Here is a 19494-nt window from a genome sequence, read left to right as displayed (position 1 = left end):
AAACTGTGGCTAAATACAGATGTCGCGCCTGGCGACGCTCAACAGTCCGTCACATAAAACGCCGCAGGTTCGCATAGCCCTGTATAACGCGCCGAGCCTTCAACCGATCGACCCGAATCGACTTCACTGAACCTCATGGACGAAAACCGACGCCCAATCAAATCGCGCTCCAACACGGCCATCGTCGCGCTAGCGAAATTCCTGGCCGGCACGCGCGTGACGCCCAACCAGATTTCCTGCGCAAGCGCCGTATTCGCCGCGATCGGCGCGATGGCGCTCATCAGGATCGATAGCGTGATCGACATGATCGTGGCGATCGTATGCATCCAGTTGCGGCTGCTATGCAATGTGATCGATGGACTGGTCGCCGTCGAAGGCGGCAAGAAGTCGATCGTCGGGCCGATCTACAACGAATTCCCGGATCGCATCGCGGATAGCGTTCTGCTGGTCGCGGCCGGTTATGGTGTGGGCCTGCCGTCGCTGGGCTGGGCCGCCGCGCTATTCGCGGCGCTCACGGCCTATGTGCGCGTATTCGGCGGCTCGGTGGGCGTGCCGCAGCGTTTCATCGGGCCGATGGCCAAGCAGCATCGCATGGCTTTGCTCACGCTCGCCTGCGTGGCGACGATCGTCGAAGTCGCGTTGCATCGTCATCCTGTCTGTCTCGCTGTGGCGCTGGCGATCATCGTGGCCGGCAGCGCGCTCACCTGCGTGACGCGTACGCGTGCGCTGGTGCAGGATCTTCATCGAATCACGGAGGAAAAGACTCATGCGTAACGTGATGCAGCGCTGGCTGCTCGGCGTCGTGCGTCTCGTGGTGGGCGCGCGTGGGCGCTACGCGAGTACGCCGCCGTCCGCGCGACAGACGATCTATTTCGCCAACCATTCCAGCCATGTCGATACGCTGGCGATCCTCGCGGCGTTGCCGGCAGATTTGCGCACCAGCGTGCGCCCTGCCGCCGCGCGTGATTACTGGGACGCGTCGCCCATGCGCCGCTTCATCGCAAACCGCGTACTGGGCGTGGTGTATGTGACGCGTAAGGGGGCCGATGGCGAAGACCCGCTTCAGCTCGTGCGCGATGCGCTCGCCGCTGGTTGGTCGATCATCATCTTCCCTGAGGGCACGCGCAGCCAGACCGGCGAAATCGGCCCATTCAAGAGCGGGCTTTACTGGCTCTCGCGCGAGTTTCCCGACGTGCAACTCGTGCCCGTTCATCTGTCCGATCTCATGCGCGCCATGCCGAAGGGCAAACTGCTGCCGGTGCCGATCAACTGTAGCGTGTCGTTTGGCGATGCCGTGCCTGGTGCAGCGGAACTCAGCAAGGAAGTCTTCCTCACCACGGCGCGCGACGCCGTGATCAAACTTCAAAACTCGGTACGGGGATAAGCATGCCGCACGTCTTCTGGATCACGATCGTGGGCGTGGTCGGCCTGCTTTGCTTGTTTACTGTAGTGGGCACGGTGCTGCGCATGAAGTTCGGCGCGGCCAACACGACGATCGCCAACATGAACCAGCGCATCTCCGCGTGGTGGGTCATGATCGCCGTGGTCACGGCCGCGCTCTGGCTCGGGCCGTACGCGACGCTGTTCCTGTTCTTCATCTGCTCGTTCTTTGCGCTGCGCGAGTTCATCACGCTCACGCCAACCAAGCCCGCCGATTATTGGTCGCTCGTCCTCGCGTATTACGTCGCGCTGCCCGGGCAGTTTCTGCTGGTGGCGCTGCACTGGTATGGCCTGTTCGCGATCTTCATGCCGGTGTACATGTTCTTCGTGCTGTCGGCGGCGGAGGCTTTCGCGCAGGACACGGCGGAATTCCTCGAGCGCAACGCCAAGATCCAGTGGGCGCTGATGGTTTGCGTCTATTCGCTGAGCTACGCGCCCGCCCTGCTCTTGCTGCCTCTGCCGCATTACTTCGGCAATAACGGACCGCTGCTGCTGTTCTTCCTGCTGGTCGTGCAGTCGAGCGACGTGTTCCAGTATGTCTGCGGCAAGCTCTGGGGCAAGCACAAGCTTTCGCCACTCGTGAGTCCTTCGAAAACATGGGAAGGTCTGATCGGCGGCGGCGCGCTCGCCATTGGTCTCGGCACGCTCCTGCACGGCCTCACGCCGTTCAATCTGTGGCAGGCCGCGCTCATGTCGGCGGTGACGGTGATTGGCGGTTTTATCGGCGGCCTGGTGCTCTCGGCCGTCAAGCGCTCGATGGGCGCCAAAGACTGGGGTGTGATGATCGCCGGTCATGGCGGCATGCTCGACCGTGTCGATTCCATCTGCTTCGCCGCGCCGATTTTCTTCCATCTCACGCGTTACTTCTTCGTGCCAGCCGCCTGAGCGCTGACGTTCTCGCCGGCACCCTCGCCCGTTTGCGCATCGCACGATGCGGCGTTACAGGCTATAGACTGTATTTTGCATTTACAGCCTTAAGGTTGTATTCTGCATTTACAGTCTATAGACTGTGAGCGTTCTCTTTGCCCTATCCCCTCTGCCGGAGCTTCGCGTGGACTACCCGCTCAAGACCGTCAGCCAGTTGCGTCCCATGTTGCTGGGTTTCCGCAGAAAAGCCGGTCTCACCCAGGAAAAGCTCGCGCAGCGGCTCGGCATCTCCCAGCAAAGCTACGCCGCCTTCGAAGCCAACCCCGCTGCCGCAAGCGTCGACCGGCTTTTTCGTGTATTGCGGCTGCTCGCGGTCGATATGCGTCTCGCTACCGGGGTGGCGCAGGCCGAGCCCGAAGCAAAACGCGCAGGCGCAGTGAGCCCGTCGAAGCGCAAGCGCACGTCCGTACCAGTCGCGTCAGTCACAACCACAAAGAAGCCCGTGGCGAAGAAGGCGGCGGTCAAGAAAACCGCGGCCAAAAAAACCGCCGACAAAGCGGTCGCGAAGAAACGCAGCGCGGTCACAACTGCCAGTCAGCGAGCCCCCGCGAAAAAAGCGCCGAAACAGGCCGCGCCGCGCAAGGCCACGCCGAGCAAGGCCGCACCTCGAAAAGCCGCAGCCAGCCCGTCAAGGCGCGAGGACTGGTAAATGGCGCGCTCCCGCCTGACGAACCGCCTCGACCTGTGGATGAACGGCCTGCCCGTCGGCTCCTGGGAGATCGTGCGCGGCGTCGAGCGGCTCGTCTATCTGCAAAGCTGGCTCGACGACGAGCAAGGCCGTCCACTCTCGCTTTCGCTGCCCTTCACGCCCGGCAATCAGCCCTTGCGCGGGCGGGTCGTGACCGATTACTTCGATAATCTCCTGCCCGACAGCGAACGCATCCGTCGGCGTATTGCTGCCCGGTATCGCACGGCAGGCATTTCGCCATTCGAACTGCTCGCGGTGCTCGGACGCGATTGCGTGGGCGCGTTGCAATTATTGCCGGCAGGTGAAACGCCGGTCGGCCTCGAATCCATCGAGGGCAAACCGCTCGACGAAGCCGCCATTGCGCGGCTGCTGCGCGACACGACCTCCACGCCCCTCTTCGGCGAGCACGAGCCGGTGGATGACCTGCGCCTGTCGATTGCCGGTGCGCAGGAAAAGACCGCACTGCTGCGGCGTGGCGGGCGCTGGCTGCTGCCCGCAGGCAGCACGCCCACTACACATATCCTCAAGCTGCCGCTCGGCCTCGTGGGCAATATGCGCGCCGATATGCGCACCTCGGTCGAAAACGAATGGCTCTGCGCGAAGATCGTCGCGGCTTTCGGCTTGCCGATCGCACCCTGCGAAATCGCCCATTTCGAGGACATGAAGGCGCTCGTGGTGGAGCGCTTCGACCGGCGCATGGCACGGAATAACCGCTGGATCGTGCGTCTGCCGCAGGAGGATCTGTGCCAGGCGACCGGCACGCCTGGCATCTACAAATACGAGGCCGATGGCGGCCCCGGCATCGGCGGCGTCATGGCCGTGCTCGGCGGTTCATCGCGCGCGGCTGACGACCGGCGGCATTTTTTTCTCGCGCAGATCGTTTTCTGGCTGCTCGCGGCCACGGACGGCCACGCCAAGAACTTCAGCATCGCGCATCTGCCGGGCAGCCGATACGTGGCCACCCCGCTCTACGACGTGCTTTCCGCGCATCCGATCATCGGGCGCGGACGCAATCAGCTCGCGGCGCAACGTGCGAGCCTGGCGATGGCGGTGCGTGGGCGCAACGCGCATTACCGCATCGCGCAGATTTTTCCGCGTCACTGGATCGCGCAGGGGCAGCGCGTGGGATTTTCTATCGAACAGGTCGAGGAGATGATGACGTCGGTGGCGCAGCTTACGGATGGCGTCATCGATACGGTTGGCGCGCAGCTTCCCGACGATTTTCCGCTCGACGTGGCCGAGGCAGTTTTCGCGGGTATGCGCCGCCAGGCGAGGATTCTGGAAGGCGCGGCCTGAGCGGGCCTGTCAACGTGAAACGGCGCCGGTCAGAGCGATCGGCGCCGTGTGAAAACTGCCGCAAATGCGTGACGCGCGGAGCGCCGGGAAACGGCGTCCCGCGCACTGCAAAGGCCGGAGCCCCGCTTAGTGGTGACGCTTGGTTGAATCCTTGACGGCTTCCTTCATGTCGCCATAGTTCTTGCGCGCTTCGCCGGCGGCCTGCTGAATGTCGCCCTTGAGTTCGCGTTGCGGATTGTCGGTGGCGCGGCCCACGGCTTCGTTGACCTTGCCCTTCACCTTCTCGACCGTGCCCTTGACTTGATCCTTGTTCATGGTGCGTCTCCACGTGAAAGCGACGGTGTGTCGCGACAGCTTTGCTAGCGCACGCGCTGTGCCCGCGCTAGCCAGGAAGTCGGGGTGTTCAGCAACTGGACGCTTTTACGCGCGCTCCCACGCGCCGATGGGCCACTCCGGGGCAGGAACAATTCCCGATTGTGACGCTGGCCCTCATTCCTTATGGTGACGCACCGACGTGATCCCTCGGCTTGTTGGCCGCCGGACGCGCCGTCGATGCAGCCACTTCCCCGGCTTTCGCACGAGATCAACAGGAGTCAGCATGAGCGTTACCACTTCCGCACGCATCCTCGACAACGACGTCTGGCACGCCCGCGTTTTCACCGGCGAATGGCGCAACGGCACTTCGGTCGCTGACGTGCATGAACCCGCCACGGGGGAGCGCCTCGCGCAAATCGGCATGGCCGACGCGGCCTTCGTCGCGGCCTCGTCGAAGTCGGCCTTCGAGGCGCAGCAGGCCTGGGCCGCGCTGCCCTATGACGAGCGCGCCGCCGTGCTGCGCCGCGCCGCTCGTCTGGCCGAAGATGCCGCCGACGAGATCGCCGGCTGGATCGTGCGCGAAAGCGGCTCGACGCGCGGCAAGGCCGGCTTCGAAACGCACGCGGCCATCAAGGCGCTGCACGAGGCCAGCGCGCTGCCGTCGCGCTCGGCGGGCGAGGTCCTGCCCTCCGTGCCGGGCCGTCTGTCGATCGCGCGCCGCCGCCCGCTCGGTGTGGTCGGCGTGATTTCGCCGTTCAACTTCCCGCTGTATCTGGCGATCCGCGCCGTGGCCCCGGCGCTCGCGCTCGGCAACGCCGTCGTGCTCAAGCCGGACCCGCGCACCGCGATCTGCGGCGGCTTCTCCATCGCGCGTCTGTTCGAGCTGGCTGGCCTGCCCGCGGGCGTGCTGCACGTGCTGCCCGGTGACGGCGCGGCGGGCGCGGCGCTCACGAGCGATCCGCATATCGCCATGATCCAGTTCACGGGATCGACCGGCGCGGGCCGCAAGGTGGGCGAAGCGGCGGGCCGTCATCTCAAGAAGGTCTCGCTGGAACTGGGCGGCAAGAATTCGCTGATCGTGCTCGACGACGCCGACCTCGACCTCGCCGTTGCCAATACGGCCTGGGGCGCGTATCTGCACCAGGGCCAGATTTGCATGGCGACGGGCCGCGTGCTCGTGCAGCGCAAGATTTACGATCGTTTCGTGCAAAAGCTGGTGGCGAAGGCGTCGGGCCTCACGGTCGGCAATCCGGCGACCGGCGATGTCGCGCTCGGGCCGATCATCAACGCGGCGCAACGCGACCACATCGCGCGCGTGCTTGCGGATGCGCAGAAAGCCGGCGCGCGCGTCGAAACGGGCGGCGGCTATCGCGACCTGTTTTTCGAGCCGACCGTGCTGAGCGGCGTAACCCAGGACAACCCGGCATTCAACGAGGAAATCTTCGGGCCGGTCGCGGTGGTCGTGCCGTTCGACACCGATGAAGACGCCATTGCACTGGCCAACGATACGGAGTACGGACTGTCGATGGCCGTCGTCACCGCCAATGTGGGCCGCGCGTTGCGCATGGGCGAGCGCCTGCGCACGGGCCTGCTGCACATCAACGATCAGACCGTGAACGACGAAGTGATCAATCCGTTCGGCGGTGTGGGTGCGTCGGGTAACGGGACGAGCGTCGGCGGCCCGGCCAACCTTGAGGAATTCACGCAATGGCAGTGGCTCACCGTCAAGGGCGAAGCGCCGCTCTATCCGATCTAAGCGCGATTCAGGCAGCACACAGACGATGAGCATCACGAGCGTTTCAAGGAGACACGCATGAGTACGACAACCGCGGGCCGCACCGTCACGGCGGCCGTCGCGCGGGCCAAAGGCGAGCCGTTTTCGATCCAGAAGGCGCGTCTGCGCGGCCCGCAGGACGACGAGGTGCTGGTGCGCGTGGTCGCCACGGGCCTGTGCCACACCGACCTGATCGTGCGCGATCAGTTTTACCCGGTGCCGCTGCCCGCGGTGCTCGGCCACGAAGGCGCGGGCGTGGTCGAGGAAGTCGGCCCGAACGTGAAGAACCTCATGCCCGGCGATCACGTCGTGCTGACCTACGGGGCGTGCGGGCATTGCCAGCCCTGCGTGGGCGGACACGGTGCGTATTGCAGCCACTTCTTCGGCCTGAACTTCGGCGGCGGCGATCTGGAAGGCCGCACGGCCATCGAGGACGAGGAAGGCCGGCCGCTGCACGACCACTTTTTCGCGCAGTCGTCGTTCGCGAGCCACGCGCTCGCTCGCGAAAACAACGCGATCAAGGTGCCGAAGGAGGCGCCGCTCGAACTGCTGGGGCCGCTCGGCTGCGGCATCCAGACCGGCGCAGGGGCCGTCATCAACTCGCTGAAGGTCACGGCGGGCAGCCGCTTCGCGAGCTTCGGCGCGGGCGCGGTGGGGCTATCGGCCGTAATGGCGGCGCGGGTGGCGGGCGCGGCGACCATCATCGCCGTCGATATCGTGCCCTCGCGGCTCGAACTCGCGAAAGAGCTGGGCGCCACGCACACGGTCAATAGCCGCGAAGTGGATATGGTCGAGACGATTCGCGAGATCACGGGCGGCGGCGTGGATTTCGCGCTGGAATCGACCGGGCATCCGCAGGTGCTGGCAGGCGCGATCGAGGCGCTGGGCACGTTGGGCGCGATCGGCGTGGTGGGCGCGCCGCCGCTGGGCACCAAGGGCGAGTTCGACATCAACAGCCTGTTGCTGAACGGGCGCACGATTCGCGGCATCGTCGAGGGCGATAGCGTGCCGCAGCGCTTCATTCCGCAACTCGTCGAGCTTTATCAGCAAGGGCGTTTTCCGTTCGACAAGCTCGTGAAGTTCTATCCGGTCGAACAGATCAACGAGGCCGCGGAGGACAGCACGCGCGGCGTCACGCTCAAGCCGATCCTGCGTTTCTCGCACGACTGAGGGCGCGATCTCGGTAGTTGCACCGATGCCGGCGCTGCTGCGAAGCACGCGCCGGCTGCGGTATGCTCGCACTACCCGGCGTTGGGCCGCATAGCCCGGCAATTGCATGGCAATGCTGGCCTACGCCCCGGACGGGCGGCATGGTGCCCTTTAAACGGCGCGATGCCGCCCGTCCTTGCGTTTGGCCTACGCCCAGACTTCTGCCCTGGCGTTTCTGCCCCGATGCCATCGAACCCACCGCCTGAACGGGAGCCCGCATGAAGAGCAAATCCGCGCCGTATGTCTTCGCGGACAGTACCGCGAACAGCGCGCTTGCCCAATTGCATTCGGCGCGTGAACGCTTTGGCGGCGGCGAGCAACTGCCCGCCGCGCTCATGCCGGGCCTGCTGCCCGACTCCGTCGCGCGTTCGTGGGCGCGTTCGCGCGACGCGGGTCTGCGGCCCTGGGAGGCGCCCGAATATGAATTGCTGAAAAGCACCCGCAGCACGCGCGAATCGCACGACGACCGTCGCCTGTATAGCTGCGTCGTGGACGAGATCGAGCAGTTGTGGGATGCCTTCGGCGGCGACGACTGGACGATTTTTTGCGTCAATCCGCAAGGCACGGTAATCCACGCGCGGCGCAGCCCCGCCTGCGACGACGACCTGATCCTGCCGATCATCGCGGGCCGCCGCATCCTCGAATCGCATATCGGCACCACGGCGCCCAGTTGCGTGCTGCACGAGGGCATCGAAGTGACTGTCGCGGGTGGTCAGCACTATCTTGACGAATTCGAGCGTGTGTCCTGCCTCGCGGTGCCGCTTTACGGGCTGCATGGCGAAGTGATCGGCGCGCTGGATCTCACCGGCACCGGCCAGCGCGATCTGACGCAAGTGAAGGAGCAGTTCCGGCTCGCTGCCCTCGCCGCCGAGCAACGCCTTTTCGCGACCTTGCGCGGATGTCATCTGTTGCGCGTGCAACATGATCCGCGCTGGCTTGCCACGCCGCTCGCGGGCGTGCTGGCCGTCGAAGAAGATGGCACGCTGCGCGCCGCGAGCCGCATGGCGCGGCGCATGTTCGCCGTGGCGCACGGAGGCCACCTGCCCGCGCTCTCGCTGCGCGATCTATTCGACGATGCGCCGCTCGCTCAGTTGAGCCGCCTGCTGCGGCCGCAGCGCAACCCGCTGCGTATCGCGCGTGCGGATGGCAGCCATGTGTGGGTGCAGTACGCACGCGCGCCGCTTAACCGGAGCACGGCGCGGCGTATGGATGTGCCGCCGGCAATGGATGAGGCGTTGTCGCCTGTTGCGCCGGAAAGTGGCGCGAAGAATGGTGCGACGCTCGAAGAACAGACACTGATCGCTGTACAGAACGCCATGATCGAGCATGGCGGCAATGTAGCGGCGGTGGCGCGGCAACTGCGCGTGTCGCGTACGACGGTCTATGCCCGCTTGCGACAGTTACGCGAGACGGGGATGCTCAGCGAGCGTGGCGAGGCTCAGTGAGAGCGCGCTGGGTTGCGGTGTACGGCGCATATAAGAAAACCCCGCGCAGCCCGCTCCCAAAAGAACCGGACCCACGCGGGGTTGCCTCCACGGCGTAGTAGCCTCGCTACGCCACCCACTTCATCAATCGTGCGCCATCGCGCGCTCGACGCTGATATGCGTCGGCATCATGTTGACGTTCGCATTGTGGATGACCCACAGCGACAAGCCCACGATCACCGCAATCAGAAACCCCGTGCAGATGAAGATGCCGGTGTTCGCACGCTGGCTGCGCGCCGTGCCGATATGCAGGAAATACACGAGCTGCACGACGAGCTGCGCCACGCACAGCACGACGATGGCCGTGAGGCCTTGCGCGGGCGGCACCGCATGGAACATGACCACGCCGAACGACGCGAGCGTGAGCACGAGCGAAAGCACCGTGCCGATCATGTAGCCCTTGAGGCTGCCATGCGCGTCGTCGTGGCTGGCCGGATGAGTGACGTTCGAATGACTCACAGCATGCCTCGCAAATAAACGAAGGTGAAAACGCAGATCCACACGAGATCCAGGAAGTGCCAGAAGAGGCTCAGGCACGCCAGGCGCCGGCGCACCGTGCCGGTCAGGCCGAACTTCCAGGTCTGATGCATCATGATCGCGATCCACAGCAGACCCGCGCTCACGTGCAGACCGTGCGTGCCGACCAGCGTGAAATAGGCCGAGAGATACGCGCTCGTATGCGGCCCTGCGCCATCGGCGATGAGCTTGGCGAACTCGTTGACTTCCATGCCGACGAAGCCCGCGCCAAACAGGAACGTGACCGCAAGCCAGAAGATCACCTGCGCGCGCCGTTGCGCGTGCAGGCTCAGCATCGCCATGCCGAAGGTCACGCTGCTCGCGAGCAGCAGCAGCGTTTCGCCGAGTACATAGGACAGCTCGAACAACTGCTTCGCGCCGGGACCGCCCGCCGTCGCATTCGCGAGCACGCCGAAAGTGGCGAAGAGCGTCGCGAAGATGAGGCAGTCGCTCATCAGGTAGATCCAGAACCCGAACGTGGTCTTGGTGCTGTCGTCGTGACCGTGATCGTGGCCGTGCCCATGCCCATGTGCATGGGCGTGATGTGTCGTTGCTGCGTGAGCCATGACTTACGCGACCTCCTTCAGTTCCAGTGCGTCAAGCTGCGCGAAGCGCGCGTTTTCGATGCGCTCGACTTCCGCGGCCGGGACCCAGTAATCGACGTCCTGGTTATAGCTGCGCACGATGAATGTGCCGATCATGCCGACCAGGCCCGCGACCACGAACGGCCACATGTGCCACACGGCGGCAAAGCCGAACACCAGGCTGAACATCGCGATGATGAAACCCGCGCCCGTGTTGCGCGGCATGTGGATGTCTTCATAGGCGCGCGGCTGGACGTAGGCCGTGCCCGCTTCCTTGTTGTCCCAATGCTGTTCCATCGAGGTGATCGTCGGCAGCACGGCGAAGTTGTAGAACGGTGCGGGCGAAGCCGTGGACCATTCGAGGCTGCGGCCGTCCCAGGGATCGCCCGTGACGTCGCGAGTCTGGTTGCGGTCGCGCACGCTCACGTAGAGCTGCACGATCAGCGAGAGAATGCCGAGGCCGACGAACACGGCGCCCACCAGCGCCACCACGAGCCACGGATGCCATGCAGCCACTTCGTAGTGGTTCATGCGGCGCGTCATGCCCTCGAAGCCGAGGATGTAGAGCGGGGTGAAGGCGAGCCAGTAGCCGATCAGCCAGCACCAGAACGACACCTTGCCCCAGAACTCGTTGAGCGTGAAACCAAACACCTTCGGGAACCAGAAGCTCACGCCCGCGAGACAGCCGAACACCACGCCGCCGATGATGACGTTATGGAAGTGGGCCACGAGGAACAGCGAGTTGTGCAGCACGAAGTCCGCGCCCGGCACGGCCAGCAGCACGCCGGTCATGCCGCCCACGGCGAAGGTCACCATGAAGCCGATGGTCCAGAGCGTCGCGCTGTGATAGCGGATGCGTCCGCGATACATCGTAAAGAGCCAGTTGAACAGCTTCACGCCCGTGGGGATCGAGATGATCGTCGTCATGATGCCGAAGAAGGCATTGACGTTCGCGCCCGAGCCCATCGTGAAGAAGTGATGCAGCCACACGAAGAACGACAGGATGCCGATCGAGGACGTGGCGTACACCATCGACTTGTAGCCGAACAGCGGTTTGCCCGAGAACGTGGCGATGATCTCTGAGAACGCGCCGAACGCAGGCAGGATCAGGATGTACACCTCGGGGTGGCCCCATACCCAGATCAGGTTGATGTACATCATCGCGTTGCCGCCCAGCTCGTTCGTGAAGAAGTGCATGTCGAGATAGCGGTCCATCGTGAGCAGCGCGAGCGTGCCGGTCAGCACCGGGAACACCGCGACGATCAGGATGTTGGTGATGAGCGCCGTCCACACGAACACGGGCATCATCATGAGCTTCATGCCCGGCGCACGCATGCGCAGGATCGTCACGATGAAGTTGATGCCCGAGAGCGTCGTGCCGAGGCCCGACACCTGCAACGACCATATGTAGTAGTCCACACCGGTTGTTGGGCTATAGCCGAGTTCCGAGAGCGGCGGATACGCCACCCAGCCCGTCGCCGCGAAGTCGCCGACGAACATCGAGATCATCACCAGCACTGCGCCTACTACCGAGAGCCAGTACGAGAGCGAGTTGACGAACGGATACGCCACATCGCGCGCGCCGATCTGCAGCGGCACGACCACGTTCATCAAGCCGAGGATGAGCGGCGTGGCCACGAAGAAGATCATGATGACGCCGTGCGCCGTGAAGATCTGGTCGTAGTGATGCGGCGGCAGGTAGCCTGCCGAGTCGCTATAGGCGATGGCTTGTTGCGCGCGCATCATGATGGCGTCCGCGAAACCGCGCACCAGCATCACGATCGCGAGAATGATGTACATGACGCCAATGCGCTTGTGATCGACCGAGGTGATCCACTCGCGCCACAGATAGCCCCACTTGCCCGCGAGCGTGATCGCCGCGAGCAGGACCAGGCCGCCGAGCGCCACGACAGCGCCCGTGCCCATGATGATTGGCTCGTGCCAGGGAACGGCATCGAGCGTGAGTTTTCCGAACATGATGTGTGTTACTCCGCTGCCAGGGTGGCGGGCGCACGCGCGCCGTTTTTATCGACGCTTTTTTCAACGCCGCTATCGAAGGTGAGCGCCGGGGCCGTCGTGCCCGAGCCGCAGATCGGGTTGCCGTGAACGTCGCGCATGTACTTGTCCACCACGCCTTCGAAGAGGCCAGGCGCTACGTTCGAATAGAGCGCGACGGGCGCCTTCTCGCCGGGCACCGCGAGCGCCTCGTAAGCGCCGCGGCTGAGCATCGCGGGCGAGGCCTTGGCGCGCGCGATCCATGCGTCGAAGTCGGCGCGGCTGGTGGCGAGCGTGTCGAAATGCATGTCCGAGAAGCCCGGGCCGCTAAAGGCCGCCGAGCGTCCTGCGTAGGTGCCGGGCTGGTTGGCGATCAAGTGGAGCTTCGTTTCCATGCCTGACATCGCGTAGACCTGGCTGCCCAGTTGCGGGATGAAGAACGAGTTCATCAGCGATTCGGCGGTCAGGCGGAACGACACCGGCGTGTCGACCGGAATCGCCAACTGGTTCACGGAGGCGACGCCGTAGTCCGGGTAGATGAAGAGCCACTTCCAGTTGAGCGCCACGACATCGACGCGGATCGGCTTGACCTGCGACTCGATCGGCTTGTACGGATCGAGCGAGTGCGTCGTGCGCCAGATCAGCGCCGCGAGCGTGACCACGATGATGCAGGGGATCGTCCAGACCACGATTTCGATCGCGGTCGAGTGCGACCACTTCGGCGCGTAGGTCGCGCCCGTGTTGGAAGCACGGTAGCGCCACGCGAACCAGAGCGTGAGCGCGATCACCGGAATCACCACGAGCAGCATCAGGCCGAGCGCGATGAGGATGAGGTTCTTTTCCTGCACGCCGATGTCGCCTTTCGGATCCATCAGCACGGAACTACAGCCGCCGAGCAAGGCGAGCGCGCCAGCCGACGCGAGCGTAGCGGCGTGGCGGATTGCGGAGGTCAAGCGTGTGGGTGGTTGAGGAAGCGGCGGGCCGGCTTCGACGGCCGGTCCTCTTCGAATGGAGTGGGTGCGCATGTCGGGTTCCATGGTTGACGATCGCGCAAACCCATCCATACGTGCTCACCTTGCCTTCGGCGCGACGCCCTGAGGACGCCAGCCGAAGGCCCATACATAGCCTATATGTATGGATTTACGCGCTTCGTGTCCGCATGCTAGAGTAAGACATGACACATACATCTGCGACAGAATGACGCGAAATAACCGTATCGATCCGGACAAGAAAGACGCCGCTGCGGCGTGGGCAACGGCGCTGCAAGACGGCGACGGCCCGCGTTATCTGCGTCTCGTCGACTTCATCGAGCGCGCCGTGGCCGACGGCACGCTCTCGCCCGGCGAACGCGCGCCCGCCCAGCGCACGCTGGCCGATCTGCTCGACGTGGATCTGACCACGATCACGCGTGGCTTCAACGAGGCGCGGCGGCGCGGGCTGATCGAGGCGCGCGGGCCGCTGGGCACCTTCATCGCGGCGCCGCGTGCGGAACTGGCGCAGCGCGTCGATCTGAGCATGAACATTCCGCCGCCGCCGCAGGGGCTCGACGCCGACGCGCTGCTGCGCGAAGGCCTTTCGCGCCTGCTGTTGCGCAGCGATGCCGATCTGCTGATGACCTATCACGTCGGCGGCGGTGCGGCGGCTGATTGCGCGGCGGGCGCGAAGTGGCTCGAACCGGTGCTCGGCGCGGTCGATCCCGCGCGGCTGGTAGTCTGCCCCGGTGCGCAGGCAGCGCTGGCCGCGCTGATCCTCGCCTTCACGGCCCCCGGCGACGTGGTGCTGAGCGAGCCGCTCGTCTATCCGGGGCTGCCGCACGCGGTCGCGCAACTGGGGCGTCGCCTCGAAACGGTGGCGACCGACGCCGAAGGCATGCTGCCCGACGCGCTGGACGCCGCCTGCCGCTTGCACGGCGCACGCCTGCTTTACCTCAATCCCACGCTCCAGAATCCCACCGCCACGACGCTCTCCGACGCGCGCCGCCGCGAGCTTCTGCGGGTAGCACAGCGGCACGGCGTGCGTATCGTCGAGGACGATCCCTACTGGCGCTTCGCGCCCGACGCGCCGCCGCCGCTTGCGCGTATGGCCCCGGCGCAGGTGTGCTATCTCTCGACGCTCTCCAAGACGCTCTCGCCGGGCCTGCGCACCGCCTTCCTCACCGTGCCCGATAGCGCCGCGCATGCGCGCGTGCTGGCCGCGCTGCGCTCGTTCTCGCTGATGGCCGCGCCGCTCACGAACGCGCTGGCGATGCAGTGGATCGAGGACGGCGTCGCGGACGACATATTCCGGGGCGTACGTGCTGAGGCGCAGGAGCGCCAACGCATCGCGGCGCAGACGCTCGGCCCCGCGGGCGGCGAAAACGCGGGCATTCACCTTTGGTACCCGCTGCCGAGCTACTGGCAGGCGCGCGAACTGGCGGCGGCCGCGAGCACCGAAGGCCTCGCTGTGGCGCCCTCCACCGCTTTCGATCGCGGCGGCATGACGGCTGCCAACGCGATTCGCATCTCGCTAGGCGCAACCGCCGATCGCGCCCGCTTGCAGGCCGCGCTGCGACGCCTCTCCACCTTGTTGGCCAGCGATCGGTCGGCGCAGGTGATCGTCTGACGCTGGCATCGCGCTTGCTTCCTTTTCCCCTCTGACTCAGCGGACGTTCGCGAACAGCGTCCGCGCGCACGTGACCGACACAATGGCGCAGACGCTGTCACGCCGCGCCGGTACACTCGTCGAATCGGATTTCGGATCGCTTTCTGGATCGGAGGCGGCCGCGCGCCGCGTCCCACGCTACCCGCGCCGCAGGCGCTTATTTTTCGGGAGGATGGAAGATGGCCAACGAGAAGATGCTTCAGCAGATGCGTGAAAAGCCCGGTTTCATCGCCGCGCTCGACCAGAGTGGCGGCTCGACGCCGGGCGCGCTGCGGCAGTACGGCATCCCCGAGAGCGACTACAGCGGCGATGCCGACATGTTCCGCCTGATGCACGAAATGCGCGTGCGCATCATCAGCGCGCCGGCCTTCACGGGCGAAAAGGTGATCGGCGCGATTCTCTTCGAACAGACCATGGACGGGCAGGCGCACGGCAAGCCGGTGCCGGCGTTTCTGTGGGAAGACCGCGGCGTGGTGCCGTTTCTGAAGGTCGACAAGGGGCTGGAGAACGAAGCGGACGGCGTGCGTCTCATGAAGCCGAATCCCGGCCTCGACGCGCTGCTGGAGCGCGCCCAGAAAGCCGGCATTTTTGGCACCAAGATGCGCTCGGTGATCGAGAGCGCGTCGGCTTCGGGCATCGCCGCGGTCGCGAAGCAGCAGTTCGAGGTGGGCGAGCAGATCAGCGCGAAGGGTCTCGTGCCGATTCTGGAACCCGAGGTGTCGATCAAGGCGCCCGACAAGGCCGAAGCCGAGGCGCTGCTGCGCGACGAACTGCTCAAGGGCCTCGACGCCCTGCCCGCCTCGCGCAACGTCATGATCAAGCTGACGATTCCCGATACGCCCGACTTCTACAAGCCGCTGATCGAGCATCCGCGTGTTGTGCGTGTGGTCGCGTTGTCGGGCGGTTACTCGCGCAGCGACGCGTGCACGCGCCTCGCGCACAACCACGGCATGATCGCGAGCTTTTCGCGCGCGCTGATCAATGAGCTCACGAAGCAAATGAGCGATGCGGAATTCGATGCCGCACTGGCCGCGAGCATCGACGAGATCTATAACGCGTCGGTTCGAAAGAACTGATCGCGCAGAGAAGGAATGAGGGTTGTCCCGACGGATTTATCAATGCAATCAATGGAATCCGTCGGGACAAGGGGTGTATCACTGTGAAGGATCCGCATGCCTTCAACAATCTGCAGCGCTATATCCGTCTGTTCAAACCGGATATGTCGGTGCCTGGCAGCGACATCAAGGCGTACGGTCGAGTGGAGGTTCGATGACTAGCCGTACGGTATTGCTCGGGTGGTGTTCGGCGATAGTGGCGGCGTGGTTGGTCGTCGGTGCGCTGCTCGCGGCGATCCTGCTGCATATCTCCTTCGAGATACCGCTCTGGCTGGATAACGCGAGCACCGCGATTCTCCACTACATGGATCCCAACTACTCCCCCGACGCATGGGACGTCGAGACTATGACCAGAATGCTCTTATGCGCCCTGGCCTACCTGATGGCCGCCTTCGTTCTCTCGTGCGCAGGCGTCATCACGTGGCGGCGGTATATTCGCCGGCGTTTCACAGGTTGATCGCCAAACGGGGCGCATACCGACGCCACTAGACGGGGCCACATCCCCGCTGTCCTTTTTCCTGGCCGGTTATACTGTGCGCCTTCCATAGCTCACGACGCGCACCGGCCATGAGGCGCTTACTCTGCCTGCTCGCCTTGCTGCCCGGCCTCGTGCAACACGCAGCGGCGCAGCAGGCTCCCCCTCAAGGGGACGACACGAAACTCCCCACCTATCTGACCCAGAAGTTCGGTCTGGCGAAGGAGAAGGCTGCGCAGATCTCGGAGGCGGTCACGACGGCCGCCGCGAAATATTCGCTGCCGCCCGCGGTGCTGCTCGCCATCATCTCGATCGAGTCCCGCTTTCACGAAAAGGCGCGCGGTGCGAACAACGCCACCGGGCTCATGCAGGTGGTGCCTTCCGCGCACCGCAATCTGCTGCGCAACGTGAAGGATCTCACCGATCCCGACGTCAATATCGATGTGGGCTCATCGATTCTCTACGGCTACAAACGCGCGGCGGGCGGCGATCTCGATGCAGCGATGAAGAACTACGGCGGATCGAAGGCCTACGCCGAAAAGATTCGCTCGCGCGCCGCCGAGTTCGGCCGCGTGCTGGACAGCGCAAGCGCCCCGCAGGGCAACGGCGCAGCCGATGAAGGCGCGCCCGGCAATTTCAACGGGGTCTTCTCGGCCAGTGTCGCGGCGAGCGACGCTGCCGCGCAAGGCGCATCGGCGGCGTCCGCGTCTGCACAGGCGGCCTCGCCTGCCGCAGGTGCCGACGCGCTCTCCGCGCGCAGCTATGCGCGTACGCGCGAGCGCTGAATCGTTCGCGCCGGACGACTTAAACCAAACGTCAAAACGCAAACAGCCCGGCGAGCCGAACTCGCCGGGCGTGTCATGTCTTCCTGAAACAGCGCCTTGACGGCGCCGAAGGATCAGGCGTCGGCTGCGGGCGTTGCGTCTTCGCTGCCCTTGGCCTCACCCTGCGCGCCTGCTGGCTCGCCCGCAGCCGGCTGAACCGGTTGCGGTGCCGCTTCAACGGCTTCCGGGGCCGCAGCGGCGGGTGCGGCAGCTTCGGCTTGCGCCGCTTCCGCAGCAGCAGGTGCAGCAGCGGCGTCGGCCGGCTGGCCTGCCTTCGCGGCTTCCTGCGCCTTGGCTTGTGCTTCGGCCTTGGCCTTCTGGCGTGCGATTGCGGCGTTGGCGCGGCCGACGTGCGACGGATCGATGCCCGGGCCTTCCGAGACGCTGCCGTCCAGCTCGTAGCGCGAGCCGCCTGCGGCGACGCGCTCGTGGTAGCGCGGATGATTCACATGGCGCTTGAGCACGGCGACGATCAGCGTGCGCTCGTAGTCGGGATGACGCGTAACCAGATCTTCCGCCACGCCGATCTTCAGCGGCAGACGCTCGCGGAACGCCGGATACAGCTTCGCGAAGACGTTCCAGACCGTGTTGAGCTGGCGGTTGCGCTCGATACGCGCCTTTTCCGCTTCGCTCAGGTTGGCCATCTGCGGCTGCGGGCGTGCCGGGCGCTGGCGGTTGTTGTTGCGCTCGCCGCGTTCACCGTCGCGCGGGCCGCGCGACTGGCGCGGAGCACGGCCGGGCTGGCCGTTGGCGTCTTGCGGCTTGCCGCCTTCGCCAGCGGGCTTGCCCTGACCCTTGGCCTGCTGCGGGCGGCCACGGCCGCGCGCTTCGTCGGCACCGGCCGCACCGGACGGGCGAGGACCTTTCGGGCCCTTGTGACTGGGCGCGCCTTGAGCGCGCCGCTGGCCCTGTGCGCCTTTCTGCGCGCCCTTGGGCGCGTGCTTGCCTTGCGGCGACTGCGCCTGTTCTTCGGGCGGCTGCCCCGTGCCCAGCCCCATGCTCTTCTTGAGTTCAAGCAGCCCGTCTTTGAGGCTCAGGGGTCGGCGTTGTTGCGATGCGGCTTTCACGTCCAGCTCTCTTCCTTATTGGATCGGACGCTATGATACAGAATCGCGCGCCGCATTTCTGTCTAGTCGCGCGATCCACACGATTTGGCGCGGCTTTTTATGCACGAATCGGCGCGAATTCCGGTGATATTGACGCTTCTCAATGGGCAGGAATGACCCGATTTCATGCGCATATAGCGCAAAACGTCGTCCCATCTGCATCCTGGTGAATCCGATTCGGCCCCTCGATCGCGCCGATTTTCAGACATCTATGTCAGCGCGGCGAAGCGTGCATCGTGCGCTTTATTCTTCGCATTTCCCTCTTAAATCATGACCGATTCTGTTCTTTCCCCTTCTCCGGTGCGCGCGATCGTCACCGGCCATTCTCGTGGCCTGGGTGCCGCGCTGGCCGAATTGCTGCTCGAACGTCAGATCGACGTATTGGGCGTGGGCCGCAGCGGGCACGCTGCGCTGGCCTCGCGTGAGTGCGCGGCGGCACCACGATTTGTAGAGGCTTCCCTCGATCTCGCCAATCCCACGGCTGTCGAACAGTGGCTTGCGAGCGGTGCGCTGGAAAATTTTGCGCAAGGCGCGCAGTGTGTCGTGCTGTTCAATAACGCTGGCACCGTCGATCCGATCGCGCCGCTCGGCGCTCAGGACGCCAACACAATTGCGCGCGCCGTCACGCTCAACGTCGCCGCACCGTTGATGTTGGCCAATGCCATCGCCGCCGTGCAGGCTCAGGAGCGTCGCATCGTCCATATCTCGAGCGGCGCGGCGCGCAATGCCTACGCGGGCTGGAGCGTTTACTGCGCGACCAAGGCCGCGCTCGATCATCACGCGCGCGCCGTGGCGCTCGATGCGCCGGTTGGCGTGCGCATTGGCAGCGTCGCGCCCGGCGTGGTGGACACCGGCATGCAGGCGACAATCCGCGCAACCCGTGTCGACCATTTTCCGTTGCGCGGACGATTCGAAGAACTGAAGCAAACCGGGAAGTTGGCGACGCCTGGCGATTCGGCACGCCAGCTGATCGACTACGCACTGAGCGATGCGTTTGGCGCGTCACCCACCTCAGACGTGCGCGAGCTTGCACAGGCATAAAAACCAGTGCGTTAAAGGCTCCCGCAAACGCTCACCTTAAATGATGATGCCCCTGGCACGCAGAC

General features: G+C 65.0%; 19 protein-coding genes. 13 read left to right on the top strand and 6 right to left on the bottom strand.

Features of this window, described 5'->3' with window-relative positions; translation table 11 throughout:
* Positions 1-135: 135 nt before the first annotated feature.
* From U5782_RS01305 to U5782_RS01285, 5 genes are all read left to right on the top strand, one after another.
* Positions 136-774 (top strand): CDP-alcohol phosphatidyltransferase family protein, encoded by a 639-nt coding sequence (locus U5782_RS01305; protein WP_322042059.1) that lies wholly within the window; start codon positions 136-138, stop codon positions 772-774.
* The gene (locus tag U5782_RS01300) at positions 767-1384 is read left to right on the top strand and encodes a lysophospholipid acyltransferase family protein (RefSeq protein WP_322042058.1); all 618 of its coding nucleotides are present in this window, start codon (positions 767-769) and stop codon (positions 1382-1384) included. The genes U5782_RS01305 and U5782_RS01300 overlap by 8 nt, the downstream gene beginning before the upstream one ends.
* A gap of 2 nt (positions 1385-1386) precedes the next feature.
* Positions 1387-2325 carry a phosphatidate cytidylyltransferase gene (locus U5782_RS01295; protein ID WP_322042057.1) on the top strand — a complete coding sequence of 313 codons (939 nt, stop codon included), beginning with the start codon at positions 1387-1389 and terminating at the stop codon, positions 2323-2325.
* Positions 2326-2491: 166 nt separating this feature from the next.
* Entirely contained in the window at positions 2492-3016 is a 525-nt protein-coding gene (locus U5782_RS01290) for a helix-turn-helix transcriptional regulator (RefSeq protein ID WP_322042056.1), read from the top strand.
* On the top strand, positions 3017-4351 hold the full coding sequence (locus U5782_RS01285; protein ID WP_322042055.1) for a type II toxin-antitoxin system HipA family toxin: 1335 nt from the start codon (positions 3017-3019) through the stop codon (positions 4349-4351).
* 126 nt (positions 4352-4477) lie between these two features.
* Here the strand turns inward: U5782_RS01285 and U5782_RS01280 are convergent, their stop codons facing one another.
* Entirely contained in the window at positions 4478-4666 is a 189-nt protein-coding gene (locus tag U5782_RS01280; protein ID WP_322042054.1) for a CsbD family protein, read from the bottom strand.
* A 283-nt stretch (positions 4667-4949) separates the two neighbouring features.
* On the opposite strand from U5782_RS01280, the gene U5782_RS01275 reads away from it, so the two are divergent.
* From U5782_RS01275 to U5782_RS01265, 3 genes are all read left to right on the top strand, one after another.
* The gene (locus tag U5782_RS01275) at positions 4950-6422 is read left to right on the top strand and encodes a benzaldehyde dehydrogenase (protein WP_322042053.1); all 1473 of its coding nucleotides are present in this window, start codon (positions 4950-4952) and stop codon (positions 6420-6422) included.
* Positions 6423-6479: 57 nt separating this feature from the next.
* Complete coding sequence (locus U5782_RS01270; RefSeq protein WP_322042052.1) at positions 6480-7610, top strand: NAD(P)-dependent alcohol dehydrogenase; 1131 nt, start codon at positions 6480-6482, stop codon at positions 7608-7610.
* Positions 7611-7867: 257 nt separating this feature from the next.
* Positions 7868-9094 (top strand): helix-turn-helix domain-containing protein, encoded by a 1227-nt coding sequence (locus U5782_RS01265; RefSeq protein WP_322042051.1) that lies wholly within the window; start codon positions 7868-7870, stop codon positions 9092-9094.
* A 123-nt stretch (positions 9095-9217) separates the two neighbouring features.
* Here U5782_RS01265 and cyoD read toward each other — a convergent pair whose 3' ends face one another.
* From cyoD to cyoA, 4 genes are read right to left on the bottom strand one after another with little or no spacing between them, the layout of a single operon-like run.
* Entirely contained in the window at positions 9218-9592 is a 375-nt protein-coding gene (gene cyoD / locus U5782_RS01260) for a cytochrome o ubiquinol oxidase subunit IV (RefSeq protein WP_322042050.1), read from the bottom strand.
* On the bottom strand, positions 9589-10215 hold the full coding sequence (cyoC, locus tag U5782_RS01255; RefSeq protein WP_322042049.1) for a cytochrome o ubiquinol oxidase subunit III: 627 nt from the start codon (positions 10213-10215) through the stop codon (positions 9589-9591). Before cyoC ends, cyoD begins: the two co-directional genes overlap by 4 nt.
* 3 nt (positions 10216-10218) lie before the next feature.
* The gene (cyoB, locus tag U5782_RS01250; protein ID WP_322042048.1) at positions 10219-12210 is read right to left on the bottom strand and encodes a cytochrome o ubiquinol oxidase subunit I; all 1992 of its coding nucleotides are present in this window, start codon (positions 12208-12210) and stop codon (positions 10219-10221) included.
* Between the two features lie 8 nt (positions 12211-12218).
* Complete coding sequence (gene cyoA / locus U5782_RS01245) at positions 12219-13253, bottom strand: ubiquinol oxidase subunit II (protein ID WP_322042047.1); 1035 nt, start codon at positions 13251-13253, stop codon at positions 12219-12221.
* A 172-nt stretch (positions 13254-13425) separates the two neighbouring features.
* On the opposite strand from cyoA, the gene U5782_RS01240 reads away from it, so the two are divergent.
* The 4 genes from U5782_RS01240 (at position 13426) to U5782_RS01225 (ending at position 17243) form a co-directional block, all read left to right on the top strand.
* On the top strand, positions 13426-14829 hold the full coding sequence (locus tag U5782_RS01240; RefSeq protein ID WP_322042046.1) for a PLP-dependent aminotransferase family protein: 1404 nt from the start codon (positions 13426-13428) through the stop codon (positions 14827-14829).
* A gap of 218 nt (positions 14830-15047) precedes the next feature.
* Positions 15048-15944: a fructose bisphosphate aldolase gene (locus tag U5782_RS01235; protein ID WP_322042045.1), complete on the top strand. Its 897-nt coding sequence runs from the start codon at positions 15048-15050 to the stop codon at positions 15942-15944.
* Between the two features lie 193 nt (positions 15945-16137).
* Entirely contained in the window at positions 16138-16440 is a 303-nt protein-coding gene (locus tag U5782_RS01230; protein ID WP_322042044.1) for a hypothetical protein, read from the top strand.
* 110 nt (positions 16441-16550) lie between these two features.
* On the top strand, positions 16551-17243 hold the full coding sequence (locus U5782_RS01225; protein ID WP_322042043.1) for a transglycosylase SLT domain-containing protein: 693 nt from the start codon (positions 16551-16553) through the stop codon (positions 17241-17243).
* Positions 17244-17356: 113 nt separating this feature from the next.
* Here the strand turns inward: U5782_RS01225 and U5782_RS01220 are convergent, their stop codons facing one another.
* Positions 17357-18349: a ProQ/FINO family protein gene (locus tag U5782_RS01220; protein WP_322042042.1), complete on the bottom strand. Its 993-nt coding sequence runs from the start codon at positions 18347-18349 to the stop codon at positions 17357-17359.
* 309 nt (positions 18350-18658) lie between these two features.
* Between U5782_RS01220 and U5782_RS01215 the strand changes: the two genes are divergently transcribed.
* Positions 18659-19429 carry an SDR family oxidoreductase gene (locus U5782_RS01215; RefSeq protein ID WP_322042041.1) on the top strand — a complete coding sequence of 257 codons (771 nt, stop codon included), beginning with the start codon at positions 18659-18661 and terminating at the stop codon, positions 19427-19429.
* The last annotated feature ends 65 nt before the right edge of the window (positions 19430-19494 follow it).

It is taken from the genome of Paraburkholderia sp. J67 (assembly GCF_905220265.1).
Taxonomy (GTDB): domain Bacteria; phylum Pseudomonadota; class Gammaproteobacteria; order Burkholderiales; family Burkholderiaceae; genus Paraburkholderia.
The sequence above is the reverse complement of the archived record's forward strand: the minus strand, read 5'-3'. Positions and strand labels throughout refer to the sequence as shown.